The sequence below is a fragment of the Sphingobacterium humi genome, from assembly GCF_009768885.1.
Taxonomy (GTDB): Bacteria; Bacteroidota; Bacteroidia; order Sphingobacteriales; family Sphingobacteriaceae; genus Sphingobacterium; species Sphingobacterium humi.
In genome coordinates this window covers 70,994-88,840 of record NZ_WSQA01000009.1, presented here as the reverse complement: position 1 = coordinate 88,840, position 17,847 = coordinate 70,994, and the positions used below count along the sequence as shown (strand labels likewise).

Below are 17,847 nucleotides of genomic sequence, written 5' to 3'. Positions count from 1 at the left end.
TTTTCTTTTTATCGTTGTTTTGCTAAAAATATTAGTATTTTTGAATGGATTTTTTCGGAGGAACGGGATGGAAATGCTTGATAATAAGCGGTATGTTGCCCATTTAGACCTGGATACCTTTTTTGTAAGTGTCGAGCGTTTAAAGAATAGCGAATTGGAGGGCAGACCTTTGATTGTGGGGGGCATGAGCGATAGGGCCGTGGTATCGGCCTGCAGCTATGAAACGAGGCGCTTTGGCGTGCATAGTGCCATGCCCATGAAGCTGGCCTTGCGCCTTTGTCCGCATGCCATTGTGCTGCGTGGCGATATGGACAGCTACAGCTATTACTCGCGCCTGGTGACCGATGTGGTGCGCGATACGGTGCCCCTGATGGAGAAAGCCAGTGTAGATGAGTTTTATGTGGATCTGACCGGCGTGGATCGCTTTTTTGGCTGCAGCAAATTTATGGTGGAGCTTAAAAATAAAATCAAAAAAGAAAGCGGCCTGCCCATCAGCTATGCCCTGGCCTCCAATAAACTGATCAGTAAGGTGGCGACCGATGATGCCAAACCCGATGGGATGCGGGAAATTGCCCATGGCCTGGAAAAGTCTTACCTGGCACCCCTGCGCATTCAGCGCATGCCCGGCATTGGCGAGAAAACCAGTACCCTCTTGCAGCAGATGGGCGTGCGCACCATTAAGCTGCTGAGCGAGATTCCCGTGCCCATGATGCAAAACCTCCTCGGCAAAAACGGCGTAGAACTCTCCCGCAAGGCCAATGGTATCGACCCTTCGCCTATTATTCCCTATTCCGAACAAAAAAGTATCGGTTCCGAAGAAACCTTTATGCAGGATACCATCGATATGGTGTTTTTGCAGAGCGAGCTGATTCGCATGACGGAAAAGCTAACCTTTCAGCTGCGGAAACAACAGCGCCTAACGGGCTGTGTGACCGTGAAATTGCGCTATGCAAACTTTGATACCGTCAGCAAACAAATGGTGATTCCCTATACAGCCTCGGATGCGGTGCTGCTGAAAAAAACAAAAGAACTGTTTCTGAAACTCTATGAAAAACGGATCCTGGTGCGCCTGATTGGGGTGCGCTTTAGCCACCTGGTGCAGGGCTCGCAGCAGATTAACCTCTTCGAAGATACCGAAGAGGCCGTGCGCCTGTACCAAGCCATGGATGCCATGCGCGCGCGCTATGGCGAGGAAGCCGTGAAAAGGGCCATCTCCCTGCCCAAGGGCGAGCTGAAGAAACGCGTCGGCTCTTAAATGGCTTGCCGTGCTGCTGCGCCGGAAGCAGACAAGGAGGGCTGGCAACAGCCTTGGAAGGCCACCAAGTAGGCCTGGGCCATCTCCTCCCAACTATAATGCGCCGCCGAATAGGCTTGGAAGGCTTGGCGCTGCTGGTTATAATAGGCGGGGGCAGCAAATACCTGCTGTAGCTGTGCTTTCCAGGCCTGCGCATCGCCACTGGGCAATAGCAAGCCGTTTTGCTGATGGCGAATGGCATCGCAAATGCCCTCCGTTCGGGCGGCAAGCACTAAACTGCCCGCCAAAGAAGCCTCCAGGCACACTAAACCAAAGCCTTCCATATCGCCGGGTACTTCAATATTGGGCATCAGGAAGGCCGAGGCATGTGCCAGTAGGGCTTGTAGCTCGGCTAAGGGCACCTTGCCCAAATGCTGCAGCCTTGGGGCAAGCTGCGGATCGCGGAGCAGCTTCCGGATGGCCCGCGCATCGGAAGGATAGCCTAGGAATAAGCTGAGCAGGTGTCGCCAGCTGCGCGGGAGCAGCTGGAGCAGTTTTTCTGACAATGGCGCCCTTTGCTGAAAGGGGCCAACCATCAAGAGCAGCACATCGCCGGGCATATCGCGCCACACCTTGTCTAGCAACCAGGAGAAGCCCTTGCGCTTTACCGGGCGTCCCAGCGTAAGCATATAGGGCTTGCCGGTCTGCAGCACAGGATAGCGCTGGGCAAGCAGCTCCCGAGATAAGCCCTGCTGTGCCAGCTGCCGGTCGACACCATTGTTGATGACTTGCACTTTCTCCGGCTGTATGCCCCGGGCAATAGCCGCCTGCGCCGTGGCCTCGCTAACCGCAATAATAAGATCGTAACGGTTGAACTTGGGAAGGATATGTTGTTGAAAATAGGGCAGCGGAAAGACCACATCCAATCCGTGGATGGTGACAGCCCGTTTGATATGGGCATAACCCCGGTGGAAGAGTGCCACAGCAGCCAACAGCCCATCGTTGAAATGGATAAGCTGAATGCCCGGATGTGCCTTCAGCAGCTGTAGGATCTGCTTGTTTAAGCTCCAAAAGAACCGTAAAAGACTGCCTTTCCCTTTTTTATAGACCAGGTAATGCACCTTGCTTAAGACAGAGACACCTTGGATAAGCTCGTAGCTCTGCTTTTCCATACCGCCGGTAGCCGGGGGATATTTATGGCTGACAAAGAGAATTTCAGGCTTCGTTGTGGACATGTTTGAGGTCTTTTTTTAGGAAAAAATAAAGGATAAAACCAAGGCCTATCCAAGCTAGCTGACGCGCCCGCCGAAGTATGGAAACCGTAATCCATACCGTGCCGGAGCCAATGCCAAGCATCCCCAATAAGAGCTTGTTGCCTAATTCTTCTACCCCCAGCTGCCCGGGAATAAAAGCACCCAAGCTTTTGAACGCAATAACACTCATATCAAGCAGTAAACCTTCCATGAGTTGAATGGGGTAGCCCAGTAAATGGAGGATCAGGTAGAACTCCAAGCTGCCGATTAACCAATGGATGGTCGCCAACAGGTAAGACTGCCAAAACAGCTTGGGATTGGTTTGGTAGCTGTTTCGGATGTCTTGCAGCAGCAATTGCAGGCGTTTCATCCAGCGCCGCCAAAAGGACTGCGACTGGCTTGCTGCGCCGCCTGCAACCGCAGGAGCTTTCCGCAATAACCAGTAAAAGAATAGGATATGAAATAAAATCAAAAGCCCAATAAAGCAGGATAGATAGGGAATAAGGCTGCTTAAGCTGGGGCTATGGCTAGCCTGGAACAAGAGCCAGAGGCTGGCCAACAGCAATAAGCATACTTGAGAAAGTACCGTCGTGATGCGCGAGAGGGCAACGCTATGCAGGGCCTGCCGCTGTGGAATGTGATAGGGCTGCAGCAACTCGGCTTTCAGCAAGTCGCCGCCGATAATGCTGGTCGGGTTGTATTGTCCCACGGTTTCCCCAACCTGGCGCACGCAGAAGAGTTGCAGTAGGCTAATCTTCGACCGACCCTCGCCTAAGCACACATGCCAGGACCAGGTGCCGAAGAAGTAGGCCACATAACTGATGGCCATGAGGTATAGAAATTGAAAGCCAATGCCGCGCAAGGCCTGCCAGGTGGCCGTGAAATCGGTGTTGGCAATAAAGAGGCCAATGAAAATCAGGATGATGCTTAAGAGGATCCACTTCAATAGGGATCGTCGCGAAACTAGCTTGCCGCCCATACAAATGCTGGCTGGCTCGCTTCGCTAAGGCTATCGACTTGTGCAAAATAGGTCTGCGCCAGTCGACCCCAATCCAGGGGTTTAACATAGGCTAGGCCGGCACTAATCAGCTCCTCACGTAAGGAGGCCTGGCTTAAGACCTTCTTGAGGAAATGTAGGTATTCCTTGGCATTATTGGGCGTGCATTTAAATCCGGTTTGGCCATGCTCGACCAAACAGGCGCTGCCACCGCCATTGGCAATAACGCAGGGAAGACCGGAGGCCATGGCTTCGATAACCACATTGCCGTATGTTTCGGAGGTGGAGGTGAAGACAAAGGCATCCGCCGATGCATAAAGGCTGGCCAGTTCCTGGTGGTTCAACTTGCCCATGAAAATAGCCTGCGGCATCTGTTGCATCGCATCGCCCTTGGCGGCACCATCGCCCGCAATAATCAGGTTGTAGGGCATGCCTTCATGCTCCAGCAGTTTATAGATAGCGATTAGGGTGCTGATGTTTTTCTCCCAAACCAAGCGGCTGGCAAACAGGATATTGGGCTTGTCGTTTTGGCTGATGCCCCGAATATAGTCCGGGTTTCGCTTGTCGGGGTGGAAGAGTCTGCTGTCTATACCACGCTGCCACAAGGCTAACCGGTCGCCTTCAATGCCCAACTGCTGCAGCTCCTTCATAATTCCCTGCGTAGGTACCAATACCTGCTGGCATTGGTTGTAAAAGCGTTGCATAGCTCCCTGCATCCAGTTTTGGGTGGGCTTGATCAGGGGGTTGAAATGACGTAAATAATAAGCGATATAAGCAATGAAATGCGTGTGGTAAATACTGATCACCGGTATTTTCTTGCGCTTGGCGTAGTTTAATGCGTAGAATCCCAACAGGGAGGGCGTGGCAATATGGATCACATCCGGCGCAAAGGCATCCAAGGCCTGATCCAGCTTGCTCTTCGCCAATTGTGGAATAGCAAAGCAGTAATCCTCATTGATCGGCATGCGTAAAGTGGGCACCCGAAGGCTTTGAAAGTTTCGGAATTGTGATGGCCCGCGGCCGTATATAAAGAAATAAGTGTGGGTGTTTTTGTCTATGCGGTTAATCAGTTGAAACATCGTTCGAGCGGCACCATCAAAATCTTCAATCATGATTTCGGAGAAAAAGGCAACTTTTTTCATACAGTAGGATTTTATCAACTCGGGTAAAGGTAAAGCCCTCATATTTAGTGGGTGATAAGATATTGTTAAGGAATGGTGAAGGGGCTGTTTAGGAACTGTAACGACTTAATAAATAGGTTTTTTTTTCGAAACAAATGTTTAATGATTTACCAAAATACAGGTTATAGTGTACATCTACTTTTGTAATAGAGCAACGTTGAAATACATATGTTGATTAATCTTCCTTACCCGCCTAAAAGTAAATCCTGGAACTTCCGGTTCTTCACCCTCCTCGCCCTCTTAGCCCTGCTGAGTTTGTTCTTTAGCGCCAAGCAAAGTCGGGCCTCCCGACCCAGTCGCGACCTGCAAGCAGCGCCCCTGAGTGCCGCCCGATCCGGCGAGTTTAAGGTGCTAACCTATAATGTGGCCGGGCTGCCGCAGCTTATTTCCAGCGCCAAGACCCCGCGAGCACGTAGTATCCGGCAGATCGGTCAAAGCATCGATGCCTTCGATATCGTCAATGTGCAGGAAGATTTTAATTACAACGACGAACTCTATCAGCTCAATAACCACCCTTATCGCAGTGAAAGCATGGGCGGGGTGCCGTTCGGCGATGGCCTCAGCACCTTATCTCGCTTCCCGATTGTAGAGATGAAGCGCGTCGCTTGGACGCATTGCAGCGGCTCCGATTGCCTCACTCCCAAAGGGTTCAGCTATACCCGTATCCAACTCGCAAAAGACGCCTTCATCGATGTGTATAATATCCATGCTACGGCGCAGGATAATCCTTCCGCAGTAGAAGCGCGCAAGCAGAACTTGCAACAGTTCGCCAGCTTCCTGCAGGAACAGTCTGCCTGCCAGGCCGTGCTGATTATGGGTGATTTTAATGCCCATTATGCCTTCGCCGAGGACCATGTCCGCAGCTTTCATCAACATAGCGGTATGCTCGATGCCTGGGTTATCCTGAACAACCAGGGCCTGTTGCCAGCCTTTCAGCCTGACTTTAAAGCACGCCATGCCTTGCAGGTTCATGAAAACTGCGAAAGCATCGATAAGATCTATTTCCGTAACAGTGATAAACTAAGCTTTGTGCCGAAAGATTATAAAGTGGAAAAGGAACGCTTCCAAGATGAACATGGAGCCGCTCTTTCCGACCATTGTGCTATTTCTATGGCCTTTGACTGGCAACTGCGCGAGGCAGCCAGCCCAGCTATAAACTAGTCGGCAGGACAGGGCAATCGGATTGTAAATTGTTTAAACCCCTTGATTGATGACGATTCTATTTATTGTTGTTGTTTTAATTATCGTCTTGTTGTTCCTCTTTAAGAACCTCAAGAATAAGTTGATCTCCGTTGATTTTCCAAACCAACAAACGGAGGAGGAAAACCTGCTTTTGCATGGTGAGCTGCGTGTTTTGACCTACAATATCGCCGGACTGCCCCAGGGCATCTCTGCCGCTAAAACCCCTAGAAAAGACAGTATCGCGGAAATTGGGGAGAAAGTAAAACCCTTTCATATTGTTAATGTGCAGGAAGACTTTAACTATAATCAGGCCTTCTATTCCCGCAATGAACATCCCTTTAGAACAAATCATAAAGGGAAGATTCCAGTGGGCGACGGCCTCAATACCTTGTCGCATTACCCTATTTTAGCCTATCACCGCATTCCCTGGCGGCATTGCAGCGGCCCGGATTGCTGGACCGTGAAAGGCTTTAGCTTTACCCAGATCCAATTGGCACCGGGCATCGTGATTGATGTCTATAACGTGCATGCCAATTCTAGCGATGTGGCGAGAGCCACCCGCGCCCGACGGGAGAACTTCCGACAGCTGGCGCACTATATCCAAACGCATTCGGAAGGGAAACCCCTGATCGTGATGGGCGACTTTAATGCCCATTATGCCTACAAACGCGATAACCTCTATGAGTTTATGGAAGCCACCGGATTGACCGATGGTTGGATCAATTACTACCGCAAGGATAGCTATCCGGAAGTAATCCCTAAGTTCGTAGCCCAGCACATGCTCTCCCTTACGAATGATACAGAGAGCCTGGACAAGATCTTTTTTCGCGATAGTGAGTTACTCAAGTTTAAGCCGGTCGATTATCAGGTCGAGCGGCAGCTGTTCAACAACGCGATGGATCAGGCGCTATCCGATCATCTGGCGGTATCCATGCAGTTTGAATGGGAATGGCATGGCCAGCTCGCTGCTGTGACGCAGCAGCTTGAACTCCCTGAGTTGCAGAAAGTCTATGTGTAGCCCCCACTTTTAGCCTCTCTTTATTTCGAGTAAATGCTAATATTTTTAGTAAAATATCAAAGCTTTTTACTAATCTTGTACTATGTTTTTGAATTGCAAGACATGGTTCAGTTTTCATTATGGCACGTATGCTACTAAGGCGCTGGTAGAGCATGCTGAGTTGCTAGGTATCAAAACCCTGGCCCTGACCAATATTAACTCTACCGCCGATTGTTGGGACTTCGTGTTGAAATGTCGGGAGGCCCAGATTAAGCCCATCATCGGGACGGAAGTGCGCAATGGAAACCGTTTATGCTATGTCTTGCTGGCGAAAGATAATGCCGGGCTGCACGCCATCCACCGCTTTCTATCGTATTTTAAGCAACGAAAAATAGACTTCCCGGAACGTCCTGACTTCCCTTTGGATCGGGTATGGGTGATTTATCCTTATGCCGCGCATCCGCCAATTGCCGACCTGCGAAGCCAAGAATTGATCGGACTCGATGTTGGGGATACCCAAAAGCTGGACTGGCAGGATCAGCTGGATGCCGATTGCTGGGTGATTCTGCATCCAGTGACTTATCAGAATAAAGCGAACTTCAATCTTCATCGCATCTTAAGGGCTATTGCCAACAATACCTTGCTCTCTAAATTGAATAAGGAAGATATTGCCGGCCCCAATGAAACCTTTCTGGAAGAGTCGGTGTTAGTCGGTGCTTTCGCCCGTTTCCCATCGGTCATCAGTAAAACCATGCAGGTGATGCAGCAATGCAGCATCGATATGGAATTCCATGTCGATAAGAATAAGAAATTCTTTACCGCTTCCGTGGAAGGCGATCAGGAACTGCTGGCGAAGCTGGCAGTAGAAGGCTGTAGACAACGCTATGGCCCCAAGAACAAACAGGCCATGGAGCGCGTGGAAAAGGAGCTGAAGATCATCAATCAGTCTGGCTTCAACGCTTACTTTCTGATTGTTTGGGATGTCCTTCGCTATGCTAATGAGCAGGGATTTTACCATGTAGGGCGGGGGAGTGGAGCCAACTCGGTCGTGGCCTATTGCCTGCGGATTACCGATGTGGATCCCATGGAATTGGATCTTTACTTTGAACGCTTTCTAAATCCGAACCGTACTTCCCCTCCAGACTTTGATATCGACTTCAGCTGGAAAGATCGAGATTTTATCTTCGAGTATATGATTCTGCGCTACGGACGGCAGCATGTGTCGCTGTTGGGGATGTACAATACCTTTCAACGGCGCGCTATTGTTCGGGAGCTGGGCAAGGTATTCGGGCTGCCGAAGGCGGAGATCGACGTGCTGGCGAACCAAAGGGAGTGGAATCCCGAAGACGGTATCCAGCGTTGGATACAGAAGTATGGCGCCATGCTGGTCGACTTTCCCAACCACATCAGCGTGCATGCCGGTGGGGTGTTGATCTCGGAGAAGCCCCTGCATGAATACGGTGTTGTAGAGATGCCACCCAAGGGATTCAATACCCTGCATATGGATATGTTCGAGGCCGATCGGGTCGGGCTCTTTAAGTTTGATATCCTGAGCCAGCGTGGTCTGGGACATATCAAGGATGCCCTGCTTTTGGTCGAGAAGAACCGCGGCAAGTCCATCGATATCCATCAGGTGAAGCAGTTTCTGCGCGACCCTGTCTTGGCCGAGCGTATCAGAAAGGCCGATACCATCGGTTGCTTCTATATCGAGAGCCCCGCGATGCGGCAGCTCCTGGGCAAGCTTAAATGTTCAGATTACCTGACCTTGGTGGCGGCCAGTTCCATTATCCGACCGGGGGTGGCGCAGTCGGGGATGATGAAGCAGTATATCGAGCGGTATCACGATCGGAATAAGGTCGAATACTTACACCCCAAGATGAAGGAGCTGCTGGAAGAGACCTTCGGGGTGATGGTCTATCAGGAGGATGTGATTAAGGTGGCGCATCATTTTGGTGGTATCTCCTTGGAGGAAGCCGATATTTTACGGCGTGCCATGAGTGGTAAATACCGCTCAGAAAATAAGTTTGAACTGATGCGGGCCAAGTTCTTTGCCAACTGCCAGGCGCAGGGTTATGCAGAAAGTGTCACCGCAGAGGTATGGCGCCAAATGGAAAGTTTCGGCGGCTATTCCTTTGCGAAGGGCCACTCGGCTTCCTTTGCGGTGGAGAGCTATCAGAGTTTATTCCTGAAAACCTACTATCCGCAGGAGTTTTATGTGGCCGTCATCAATAACTTTGGAGGCTTCTACCGTACGGAATTTTACTTTCATGAGCTGCGGCGCAATGGGGGCGAGGTGCAGCTGCCCTGCCTGAACCACAGCGATTACCTCACGAATATCGAGGGCAGCCAGGTGTATGTAGGCTTTATCCACCTGCAAGGCCTGGAGGAGAGCTTTGGCCAACGCATCGTCGAGGAACGGCAGCAGCATGGCCCGTACCAAGACCTATCGGATGTGTTGCATCGCCTGCAGCCTCAGCCCGAACAGCTGAACCTGCTGATTCGTATCGGCGCCCTGCGCTTTACCGGCCTCGATAAGAAGACCCTACTCTGGGAAGCTAACTTCCGCGCCAAGCGCGTCGAGGTAGAAGAACCGGCGCATCTCTTCGCATCGGAGGAAGTGCAATTCAGCCTACCTAAGTTTGATGTCGACAGACTGGAGGACCTGAAAGATGAAATGGACCTACTGGGCTTTGTTGTCGGGGATTATTATGAGCTCCTCGATCCGCAGCACCTGCATGGCACCCATTATGTGCGTGAGCTGCCTCAGCTGCTGGGCCAGCAGATTAAGATCGTCGGCCGCCTAGTCACGCTGAAAGAAACCCGAACCATCAAGAAGGAACGCATGTGCTTCGGCACCTTCCTCGATGCCGATGGCGACTGGTTGGATACCGTCCATTTTCCACCCGTCATGAAGCAGTATCCTTTTCTCGGCAATGGCTTCTACGAGCTGCATGGCCGCGTTATGGAAGAGTTTGACGTGTATAGCGTGGAGGTATTGAGTATGCGAAAGCTAGGCTATGTGTTTGGGAGGGGAAATGATTAGATATGAGATATGAGATTTGAGATATGAGAGTAGGCGTGATGAAGCTTTGTTGTAAATATTAGTATACTCCAACGTTACACATATATACAGCAGATTGATGAAGCTTTGTTGTAAATATTAATATACTCCAACGTTACACATATATACAGCAGACGGATGAAGCTTTGTTGTAAATATTAGGATATTCCCAAGTCACATATATACAGTAGCTTGATGAAGCTTCGTAGTTAACTTTAGCATACCATACCTATGCACCCAGCTCTCATATCTCACATCTCATATCTCACATCTCTCTTCTAGGAAGATTTATCATTCACCTCCTTATAAGATACCTCGGTGGTGGGTTCTCCTTTTGGAGGGTCGGTTGTTACTTTCACTTCTACTTTGATTTTCTTTTTGTTTTTAGGGGTTCGAACGATGCCCCATTTCATGAGCAGTTCTTGGGTGGAATTGCGCTTGAGGTGTTCTTTCTCCGGTTCGCCGATCAGGAATCCGATGGCCGACATGCCTGGGCTGGCATCGAATATTACTTTCAGCGTCGCAATAAAAGGTAGGGCCAGAATTAAGCCTGCCAAACCAAATAGCATACCACCCAATAAGATACCAATCATGGCCATCAAGGGGTTAATGCTGACTTTACTGCCCACGATGTTCGGGGTAATGATGTTTCCTTCCAGAAACTGTACCACCTGGAACCAGGCGACAACACCTACCGCATACCAGGCGCTATCTTTTGTGGCCAAGGCAAATAAAGCCGGCAGAATAGAGCCGATGGCAATACCGATATAAGGCAAGAGCATCAGCAGGGAGGCTAGGGATCCGAAGAACCAGGCGTATTCAATGCCCATCAGCATGAGGCCAACGGTATTTAATACGGCCACAATACCCATTACGGTAATTAAGCCAACTAGGTAGCTCTGCACCACCTCGTAGATTTTATTTAAGACCTCATTCACTTTATGCTGCGGGGAATTGCGGAAAGCCTTGAAGAAAAACTCCCGGAAGAAGTCGCGATAATACAATAAGAAAAAGCTAAATAAAGGCACCAGAATAGCGCTGGCAATCATATTCCCGATGGAGCCGAAGGTTGCTGTAATGACGCCGCCGGCATTCTCCAGGGCTTTGTTACCCTGATCGCGCAGCTGCTCCATCACTTCGGTACGTTGGATGCCGAACTGATCCTCAATCCAGGCCTGTCCACGTTCCAATACCGACAGCACTTTATCCGTAATGGAAGAGGCATCCTTGCCGATGATGATACTTTCATGCACAATAAACCACATCAATCCCGATATAATGGCAATCGCCACGATCACAGCCATGATGGAAGAAAATGCTTTCCCCAGGTGTAGGCGGTCAAAGAAGCGGGCTAAAGGGAATAAAGAAATGGATATTAAAATGGAAAAAAGTAAAGGAAGTAGGACACTTTGTGTAAAATACATCAGTGCAATAATCAGCACGGTAGCCAATAGGCTGGATGCAAGTTCAAAGGAATAAGGTCTTTTTGATGGGCTATTTTCCATAGGTTTTATTTGTTGTTAATCGTGGTTTTTCGTTTTTTATCCCAATACAACACGTATAGGAATGCCATAAAGACGACGATTGCATCACCGTACATAATATAAGGGATGCGCATAATCTGATCATGGAAAATATATCCTGCAAATAATGCGCCAGCCCCGATCCCTACTTCCAGGGCGATATACATGGTGGCCATGGCTTTCCCGCGGTATTGAGGCAGAGAGAGGTCGATGGTCCAAGCATTCACCGCCGGTGAAAAGATCCCCGTACCGATACCGTAGATACAGGCACCGATAACTAAATTAAGAATACTATCGCTATATCCGATATAAAATATCGAGATGGTAATCAAAATCAGCCCTACCTTCATTACCGCAATACGGCCATAACGATCGGCTACTTTGCCCGACACAAAGCGGATGGCAATGGAGGCTAGGGTATAGGCCAGGAAGAACATCCCTTTGTTGGCAATGCCCAGGTACTCACTCCAATCGGGAATTAAGGTTAAGATAATACCGTAAGCCGAGTAGGATAACAAGGTTACGATAGCTGCCGGAATAACCCGCACCTCAATGATATCGCTTCTGGAAATCCGCAGCATCTTCGGTGTAAAGCGTTGCTTATTCGCCAGGGTTTCCTTCATGTTCATCACAATAATAATCGAGAAGAAGGCAAAGGCCGAGGAGCTGTAGAACATGCTGTTCAAATCGTAATGCATGGCGATATAACTCCCAATTGCCGGACCTATCGCACCGCCGATACTAAAGCAGAGGCCATGCATGCCCAGGGCTTCGCCCCAACGCGAGGAAGGAATAATATCGGCAATATAGGCCGAGGTGGCTGTCGGTTTAAAACCTGTGGAGAAACCGTGCACCAGCCGAAGGAGAAAGAAACCGGAAATACTGGTTAAAATAGGATATAGGAAGCCACAGAGCACGCAGACAATTGAGCCGATGGCCATCACCGGCACGCGGCCCCATTTGTCAGTCAGCCTTCCCGAAAAAGGCCGGGAGATTCCTGCGGTTAAGGTAAAAAGCGAAATTATCAATCCCTTATGTTCGGCTCCACCCAAGGAGGAAAGGTAGTTGGGCAGTTCCGGAATTATCATGTTGAAGCTTGCCGAAAACAGCAGGGAGCTCAGGCAGAGTAAGCCAAATTGTAGGGTATAGAGTTTTTGTTCGCTAGGTTCTTCCATATTAATCTTTCCGCAATTGCTGCCGCGCCAGTTCTGAACAGAACAGGGTGGTTGCAATGGCTACATTCAATGATTCTGCTTTTCCGATACGCGGAATAGTCACCGCTGCATCAATACGTGGCAATAGGCTTTCCCGAATGCCGTTCCCTTCGTTGCCCATCAAAATCAAGCCCTCTTGTTGAAAGTCGGTTTCATAGATGGAGTTGCCGTTCAGCAAAGCACCAAATACCGGTAGCTTCTGCTGGGCTAAAAAGCCTTCGATATCCAAGTAATGAATTTGTACCCGTGATAGAGAACCCATGGTGGCTTGCACCACTTTCGGATTGTAGCAGTCTACCGTTCCAATCGAGCAGATGATATGCGTAATGCCGAACCATTCTGCCGTACGAATGATGGTGCCCAGGTTTCCCGGATCTTGCACATCGTCCAATACCAAGCTGTGCTTTCCACTCAGCTCGACCGGGTTAAAAGTGCCCGTAATTGGCAATTCCACCAAAGCCAAAGCCCCTTGTGGATTCTTCAATTGGCTAATTTTTCCCAATTCAACCTCGTTGAGTTCCTCGAGTTTTATATTCTGCGGTATTTTCCCCAATTTTGTAGCGGCATCTGCAGTAGCATAGATTTTTTGTATCTTGTAAGTCGAATGAACAAACTCCATGACGGATTTGATACCTTCCACCACAAACAAACTATGCTGATTCCGGAATTTTTTATGCTGTAAGGATGCTATGAGACTGATTTGCGCTTTTGACAACATAGGATGAATGACTAAACAAAGAAGTATTTTATTTTTTGCAAGTATAACGTTTTTGTTGCTATTTTTTGCTTCTTGTCGTTCAGCAAAGTATTTGGAAGACCATCAGGCTTTAGTTACTGATATCGATATCCATGGGCTGACACCGGAGTTAAAAGAGAGCACCCAGCTGTATGTGGCCAATGAAATCAGGCCCAATTCACCCCTATACCTCACCATTTACAACCTCTTCAATACCCGCGACGGGCGCTATAAAACCGAGCGCATCAAGAACGTAGGAGAGGCCCCGCATATCCTAGACTCGGCCATGGTCGAGCTTTCGGCCAATCAGATTCAACGCTATTTACAAACCAAGGGCTATTTCAATGCCAAGGTACAACCCAGTATAGAAATCCGCAAGAAAAAGGCGCAGATCGATTTCGATGCTATCCTAGGGGAACCCTATGTTATTGGTGATATCTCCAGGCAGGTAGCGGATCCAAAAGTTACAGCCATTTATAACGATAAGGTAGTCCCGAAATCCAGCTTGCGCACAGGCAAGCAATACGATGCTGCCGACCTGTATGCCGAGCGGGAGAACCTATACAATGAAATGCGCGAAAACGGCTATTACGATTACCTGCGTCAATACATGCGGGTAGGCCTTGATACCTTGGGGAAAGCCCAGTTAGCCGATCTTAAGTTACAAGTTTCCAATCCCGACGACTCCGCCAAGCATCAGGTCTATACCATCGATGATGTATACTTCCGCATCGAAGCTGCCGAGCCCGGTTTGAAGCGCAATGAAACAGCAAGCTACGATAGCCTGTTCAAGATGCAATATACCGATGAAACGCTGCGGTTTAAGCTTCGTCCATTGGCGCGCTATGCCTATTTACGCTCCGGACAACTCTATAACAGCAAGAACGAAGAACTTTCTTACGATAGATTATACGAAACCAATGGCTTTCGTTCGGTGAAGATCAATTACGAAAAGAAAGACTCTGCCAAGCTGGATGTGTACTATAACCTGATTCCGCGGGCAGCCATGAGTAACCAGATTGAAGGAGAGTACACCTTCTCCTCGGGGATGAGTGGTTTTAATATCGGGAACACTTTCTCCCATCGCAATGTCTTTGGTGGCTCGGAAACCATTGAGGTGAAGTTGCGCTACGGGGTCTTGTTTGATACCCGCTTACCGGGAAGCTTAGCCGATAAAATCTTTAACAACGATTTACAGTTTGGGGTCAATGTGTCTTTTCCGCGCATTCTGACGCCATTCCGTGTGCGCAGTGTGGGCCGCTACGGCATTCCACGTACCACTTTTTCCTCCAGCCTGCAATTATTCTTTCAAGATCAAACCTACGCCAACCGCTATTTTATCAATAGCCTCAACTACATGTGGTACCAGTCTAGCAATATGCTGCACAGCTTAACGCCGGTGGTTATTGAGTATCGCGATGGTCGCTTAAATGAGGATTTCCGGCAGAAGCTATTGGAAGAAGGCTATCAGCTTTATGTAGAGAGTAACCACCGCCAGTATTTTGGCTTGGGGGCACAATATGCGTTCACCTATAATGCACCGCGTTTAACGCGCAAAGAAACCTTCAATTATTTCCGTGGCGGTATCGATATGTCGGGGAACATCTTAGGGCTCATCAGCAATATGGTGAACTTTAAGGAGAATGACAATGGCGAGAAACTCTTGTTTGGGGTGCCCTTCCTGCAATATGTGAAGGGGGAGGTCGATTACCGCTGGTATAAGTTCTTGGGAGGCAATAAGCAATTTGTGCTTCGCTTTAACTCCGGACTGGCCCTGCCGTATGGGAACAACTCCAGGTTGATGATTTTCGAGAAGAGCTTTTTTGCGGGCGGTATGAATGGCATCCGTGCCTGGCAAGCCCGTACCTTGGGGCCGGGAGGCTATAACCGGGAGGTGGTTCGGGAGGAACTGCGTGTCAACCTGCGGAACCTCGATCAATTGGGAGAAATAAAAATAGAAACCAATGCCGAATATCGCTTCCGCCTGTTGAATAACTTCTTTGGGGCCAAATTAAATGGAGCGACCTTCGTGGATGCCGGAAACATCTGGAACCTCAAGGAAAACAACATCAACTTGGATGGTGAATTCAAATTCAATAAATTCCTGTCGCAAATTGCTATCGGTACTGGCTTTGGCCTTCGGGTAGATATGGATTATTTTATCATCCGTTTAGATGCGGGCTTAAAGGTGAAAGATCCGCAGTTCAAAGGCAAGGAACAATGGGTGATCCGACGCCTCTTCAATGCCAAGGAGTTTAAGCAAATCTATTACGATGCGCATAAACCCGATCGCTACAACTTTATCCAATACAACTTCGGGGTGGGTATGCCTTTCTAAATCAATTCTTTTAAGCCCAAAATACTGCTCTCAATCAATTGTTTCACATCAAGGCCCTTGCTGTAGTTCAGGTAGAGGTATACCAAGGCCAATACCAACAGGGTAATAAGGAAGCGCTTGAATTTATAGGCAATATATAAGATCAATAGGGGAATAATAATCAATAAAAAGCCAGAGATTTTATAGGGGCTGATTCCTTTGTCTGTAACACGCAGAAAGTACAATTTTCCAATTTCCTTCGTGCCCTCCACATGTTTGAAGAAAACAAAGGTTGAGGATTCAATGGGGTTAGCGGTTACCGCAACACCATCAGTAAACTGTAGATCTTGTTTAAAGCCATTGATGGTGAAAGCATAGCTTCCCTGGATGTTATTGTTGGTTTTTGCAGCCGTATCTACTGCAATAATCGCCAGTTTCCCGTTCTGCGAAAGGTTCTCTTTCACATCAAAATCAACAATTGCAGCCTGCTGTGCCAAGCTTGGCAGGGGCAGAAGTTGACTTAAGCCTAAGATCAGGATCAAGGTAAACAGGTTTTTCATGCTGCAATGATACAAAATTGCCTGCATTGAAAAAACGAATAGGGGCAATTTCACCTTCGTTAATTTGCGGGGTATCCTTATCTTTGTGCTTTATTTTAACAAAAGCAAAGTTATATGTTGCAATTAAATTACATCCGTGAAAACAGGGATCAGGTAGTTGAAAGGCTTGCAGTAAAGAATTTCAACGATGTTGATTTGGTCGATCAAATCATCGCATTAGATGAACAACGTCGTAAAATCCAGAATCTGTCCGACTCTATTGCTGCGGAGGCCAACGCGTCTGCAAAGCAAATTGGTGACCTTATGCGCCAAGGGAAGAAGGAAGAAGCTGAAGCTATCAAATCGAAATCGGCATCATATAAAGAGCAGTTAAAAGAATTTACCGACGAATTAGATCGCGTAGAGCAAGATTTAAATCAAAAGCTGGTTCAATTGCCAAACTTACCTTACCACCAAGTTCCAAAAGGCAGCACGCCCGAGGAAAATGAAGTGGTATTGGAGCATGGCACTATGCCGAGCTTAGCGGAAAATGCCTTGCCACATTGGGAGCTTGCCGCAAAATATGATATCATCGACTTTGAATTAGGAACCAAAGTAACAGGTGCCGGTTTCCCGGTATACAAAGGAAAAGGCGCTCGTTTGCAACGCGGACTGATCAACTTCTTCTTAGATCAAGCGACAGAAAGAGGCTACCGCGAAGTGCAGGTGCCTATTATGGTAAACGAAGCATCTGCTTATGCTACCGGCCAGTTGCCTGATAAAGAAGGGCAGATGTACCATGTGCAGAACGACGATATGTACCTTATCCCAACAGCGGAGGTGCCGATTACCAATATCTACCGCGATACCATCGTGAAGGCCGAAGATTTCCCGATTAAGCATTGCGGTTATACCCCATGTTTCCGTCGCGAAGCAGGATCTTATGGTGCGCACGTACGTGGCTTAAACCGCTTGCACCAATTTGATAAGGTAGAGCTGGTACAGATTGTTCGTCCTGACCAGTCTTATGCTACGTTGGAAGAAATGAGCAGCTATGTGCAATCTCTATTGCAGCAATTAGGACTTCCATACCGCGTACTGCGTTTATGTGGTGGCGATATGAGCTTTACATCCGCCATGACCTATGATATGGAAACCTACAGTGCCGCACAAAAAAGATGGTTAGAAGTTTCTTCCGTATCCAACTTTGAAACCTACCAAGCAAACCGCTTGAAAGTACGCTTCAAAAACGAAGACGGTAAAACCCAATTGGCGCATACCTTAAATGGATCGGCACTTGCCCTACCACGTATCGTAGCGACCATATTAGAAAATAACCAAACCGAAAAGGGAATTAAAATTCCAGAGGTGCTAGTGCCTTATGTAGGTTTTGAGTATATAGACTAGTTTTTTTGGTGATTTTTTATTAACACTTTGACATCGCTTTGGCAAGTGCTGTCATCGTGCTGTCATCGTGAGCGGAGTCGAACGACTGGTACGTCAATGTAATCAACAATGCTAATTGCGTTGTTTATCAACAACTTACTTTATCTTTTTTGTTGCTTATCCGTAATGACGTATCAATGGTTCAACTCCGTTACCATGACAACTCT

General features: G+C 48.4%; 13 protein-coding genes. 6 read left to right on the top strand and 7 right to left on the bottom strand.

Annotated features, from left to right (window positions below; all coding sequences use genetic code 11):
* Positions 1-73: 73 nt before the first annotated feature.
* Positions 74-1,255, top strand: a complete 1,182-nt coding sequence (gene dinB, locus GQF63_RS12730; RefSeq protein WP_246163518.1) for a DNA polymerase IV — start codon at positions 74-76, stop codon at positions 1,253-1,255.
* Here dinB and GQF63_RS12725 read toward each other — a convergent pair.
* The 3 genes from GQF63_RS12725 to GQF63_RS12715 are packed head-to-tail and all read right to left on the bottom strand — an operon-like array spanning position 1,252 to position 4,626.
* Positions 1,252-2,469 (bottom strand): glycosyltransferase family 4 protein, encoded by a 1,218-nt coding sequence (locus tag GQF63_RS12725; protein ID WP_160369614.1) that lies wholly within the window; start codon positions 2,467-2,469, stop codon positions 1,252-1,254. The two genes, dinB and GQF63_RS12725, sit on opposite strands and share 4 nt — an antisense overlap.
* Positions 2,450-3,466 carry a flippase-like domain-containing protein gene (locus GQF63_RS12720; RefSeq protein WP_212592570.1) on the bottom strand — a complete coding sequence of 339 codons (1,017 nt, stop codon included), beginning with the start codon at positions 3,464-3,466 and terminating at the stop codon, positions 2,450-2,452. Before GQF63_RS12720 ends, GQF63_RS12725 begins: the two co-directional genes overlap by 20 nt.
* Positions 3,451-4,626, bottom strand: a complete 1,176-nt coding sequence (locus tag GQF63_RS12715) for a glycosyltransferase family 4 protein (protein ID WP_160369612.1) — start codon at positions 4,624-4,626, stop codon at positions 3,451-3,453. Before GQF63_RS12715 ends, GQF63_RS12720 begins: the two co-directional genes overlap by 16 nt.
* Before the next feature lie 207 nt (positions 4,627-4,833).
* Between GQF63_RS12715 and GQF63_RS12710 the strand changes: the two genes are divergently transcribed.
* The 3 genes from GQF63_RS12710 (at position 4,834) to GQF63_RS12700 (ending at position 9,887) form a co-directional block, all read left to right on the top strand.
* Positions 4,834-5,826 carry an endonuclease/exonuclease/phosphatase family protein gene (locus GQF63_RS12710; protein ID WP_160369611.1) on the top strand — a complete coding sequence of 331 codons (993 nt, stop codon included), beginning with the start codon at positions 4,834-4,836 and terminating at the stop codon, positions 5,824-5,826.
* Positions 5,827-5,875: 49 nt separating this feature from the next.
* Positions 5,876-6,865 carry an endonuclease/exonuclease/phosphatase family protein gene (locus GQF63_RS12705; RefSeq protein ID WP_160369610.1) on the top strand — a complete coding sequence of 330 codons (990 nt, stop codon included), beginning with the start codon at positions 5,876-5,878 and terminating at the stop codon, positions 6,863-6,865.
* A gap of 82 nt (positions 6,866-6,947) precedes the next feature.
* Positions 6,948-9,887 carry a DNA polymerase III subunit alpha gene (locus GQF63_RS12700; RefSeq protein WP_160369609.1) on the top strand — a complete coding sequence of 980 codons (2,940 nt, stop codon included), beginning with the start codon at positions 6,948-6,950 and terminating at the stop codon, positions 9,885-9,887.
* Between the two features lie 296 nt (positions 9,888-10,183).
* Here the strand turns inward: GQF63_RS12700 and GQF63_RS12695 are convergent, their stop codons facing one another.
* From GQF63_RS12695 to GQF63_RS12685, 3 genes are read right to left on the bottom strand one after another with little or no spacing between them, the layout of a single operon-like run.
* Positions 10,184-11,410: an AI-2E family transporter gene (locus GQF63_RS12695; protein ID WP_160369608.1), complete on the bottom strand. Its 1,227-nt coding sequence runs from the start codon at positions 11,408-11,410 to the stop codon at positions 10,184-10,186.
* Positions 11,411-11,415: 5 nt separating this feature from the next.
* Entirely contained in the window at positions 11,416-12,603 is a 1,188-nt protein-coding gene (locus tag GQF63_RS12690; protein ID WP_160369607.1) for an MFS transporter, read from the bottom strand.
* A 1-nt stretch (position 12,604) separates the two neighbouring features.
* Complete coding sequence (locus GQF63_RS12685) at positions 12,605-13,360, bottom strand: TrmH family RNA methyltransferase (protein WP_160369606.1); 756 nt, start codon at positions 13,358-13,360, stop codon at positions 12,605-12,607.
* 7 nt (positions 13,361-13,367) lie between these two features.
* On the opposite strand from GQF63_RS12685, the gene tamL reads away from it, so the two are divergent.
* Positions 13,368-15,716: a translocation and assembly module lipoprotein TamL gene (gene tamL, locus GQF63_RS12680; protein ID WP_160369605.1), complete on the top strand. Its 2,349-nt coding sequence runs from the start codon at positions 13,368-13,370 to the stop codon at positions 15,714-15,716.
* Here the strand turns inward: tamL and GQF63_RS12675 are convergent.
* The gene (locus GQF63_RS12675; protein WP_160369604.1) at positions 15,713-16,255 is read right to left on the bottom strand and encodes a hypothetical protein; all 543 of its coding nucleotides are present in this window, start codon (positions 16,253-16,255) and stop codon (positions 15,713-15,715) included. The genes tamL and GQF63_RS12675 overlap by 4 nt on opposite strands.
* 114 nt (positions 16,256-16,369) lie before the next feature.
* On the opposite strand from GQF63_RS12675, the gene serS reads away from it, so the two are divergent.
* A complete protein-coding gene (gene serS, locus GQF63_RS12670) occupies positions 16,370-17,641 on the top strand; it encodes a serine--tRNA ligase (protein WP_160369603.1) in 1,272 nt (423 codons plus the stop codon).
* The last annotated feature ends 206 nt before the right edge of the window (positions 17,642-17,847 follow it).

Coding starts and splice junctions, on each gene's coding strand:
- GQF63_RS12705 (WP_160369610.1), top strand. CDS start 5,876: ATGACGATTCTATTTATTGTTGTTGTTTTAATTATCGTCTTGTTGTTC.
- tamL (WP_160369605.1), top strand. CDS start 13,368: ATGACTAAACAAAGAAGTATTTTATTTTTTGCAAGTATAACGTTTTTG.
- GQF63_RS12685 (WP_160369606.1), bottom strand. CDS start 13,360: ATGTTGTCAAAAGCGCAAATCAGTCTCATAGCATCCTTACAGCATAAA.
- serS (WP_160369603.1), top strand. CDS start 16,370: ATGTTGCAATTAAATTACATCCGTGAAAACAGGGATCAGGTAGTTGAA.
- GQF63_RS12715 (WP_160369612.1), bottom strand. CDS start 4,626: ATGAAAAAAGTTGCCTTTTTCTCCGAAATCATGATTGAAGATTTTGAT.
- GQF63_RS12700 (WP_160369609.1), top strand. CDS start 6,948: ATGTTTTTGAATTGCAAGACATGGTTCAGTTTTCATTATGGCACGTAT.
- GQF63_RS12710 (WP_160369611.1), top strand. CDS start 4,834: ATGTTGATTAATCTTCCTTACCCGCCTAAAAGTAAATCCTGGAACTTC.
- GQF63_RS12690 (WP_160369607.1), bottom strand. CDS start 12,603: ATGGAAGAACCTAGCGAACAAAAACTCTATACCCTACAATTTGGCTTA.
- GQF63_RS12695 (WP_160369608.1), bottom strand. CDS start 11,410: ATGGAAAATAGCCCATCAAAAAGACCTTATTCCTTTGAACTTGCATCC.
- GQF63_RS12675 (WP_160369604.1), bottom strand. CDS start 16,255: ATGAAAAACCTGTTTACCTTGATCCTGATCTTAGGCTTAAGTCAACTT.
- GQF63_RS12720 (WP_212592570.1), bottom strand. CDS start 3,466: ATGGGCGGCAAGCTAGTTTCGCGACGATCCCTATTGAAGTGGATCCTC.
- GQF63_RS12725 (WP_160369614.1), bottom strand. CDS start 2,469: ATGTCCACAACGAAGCCTGAAATTCTCTTTGTCAGCCATAAATATCCC.
- dinB (WP_246163518.1), top strand. CDS start 74: ATGCTTGATAATAAGCGGTATGTTGCCCATTTAGACCTGGATACCTTT.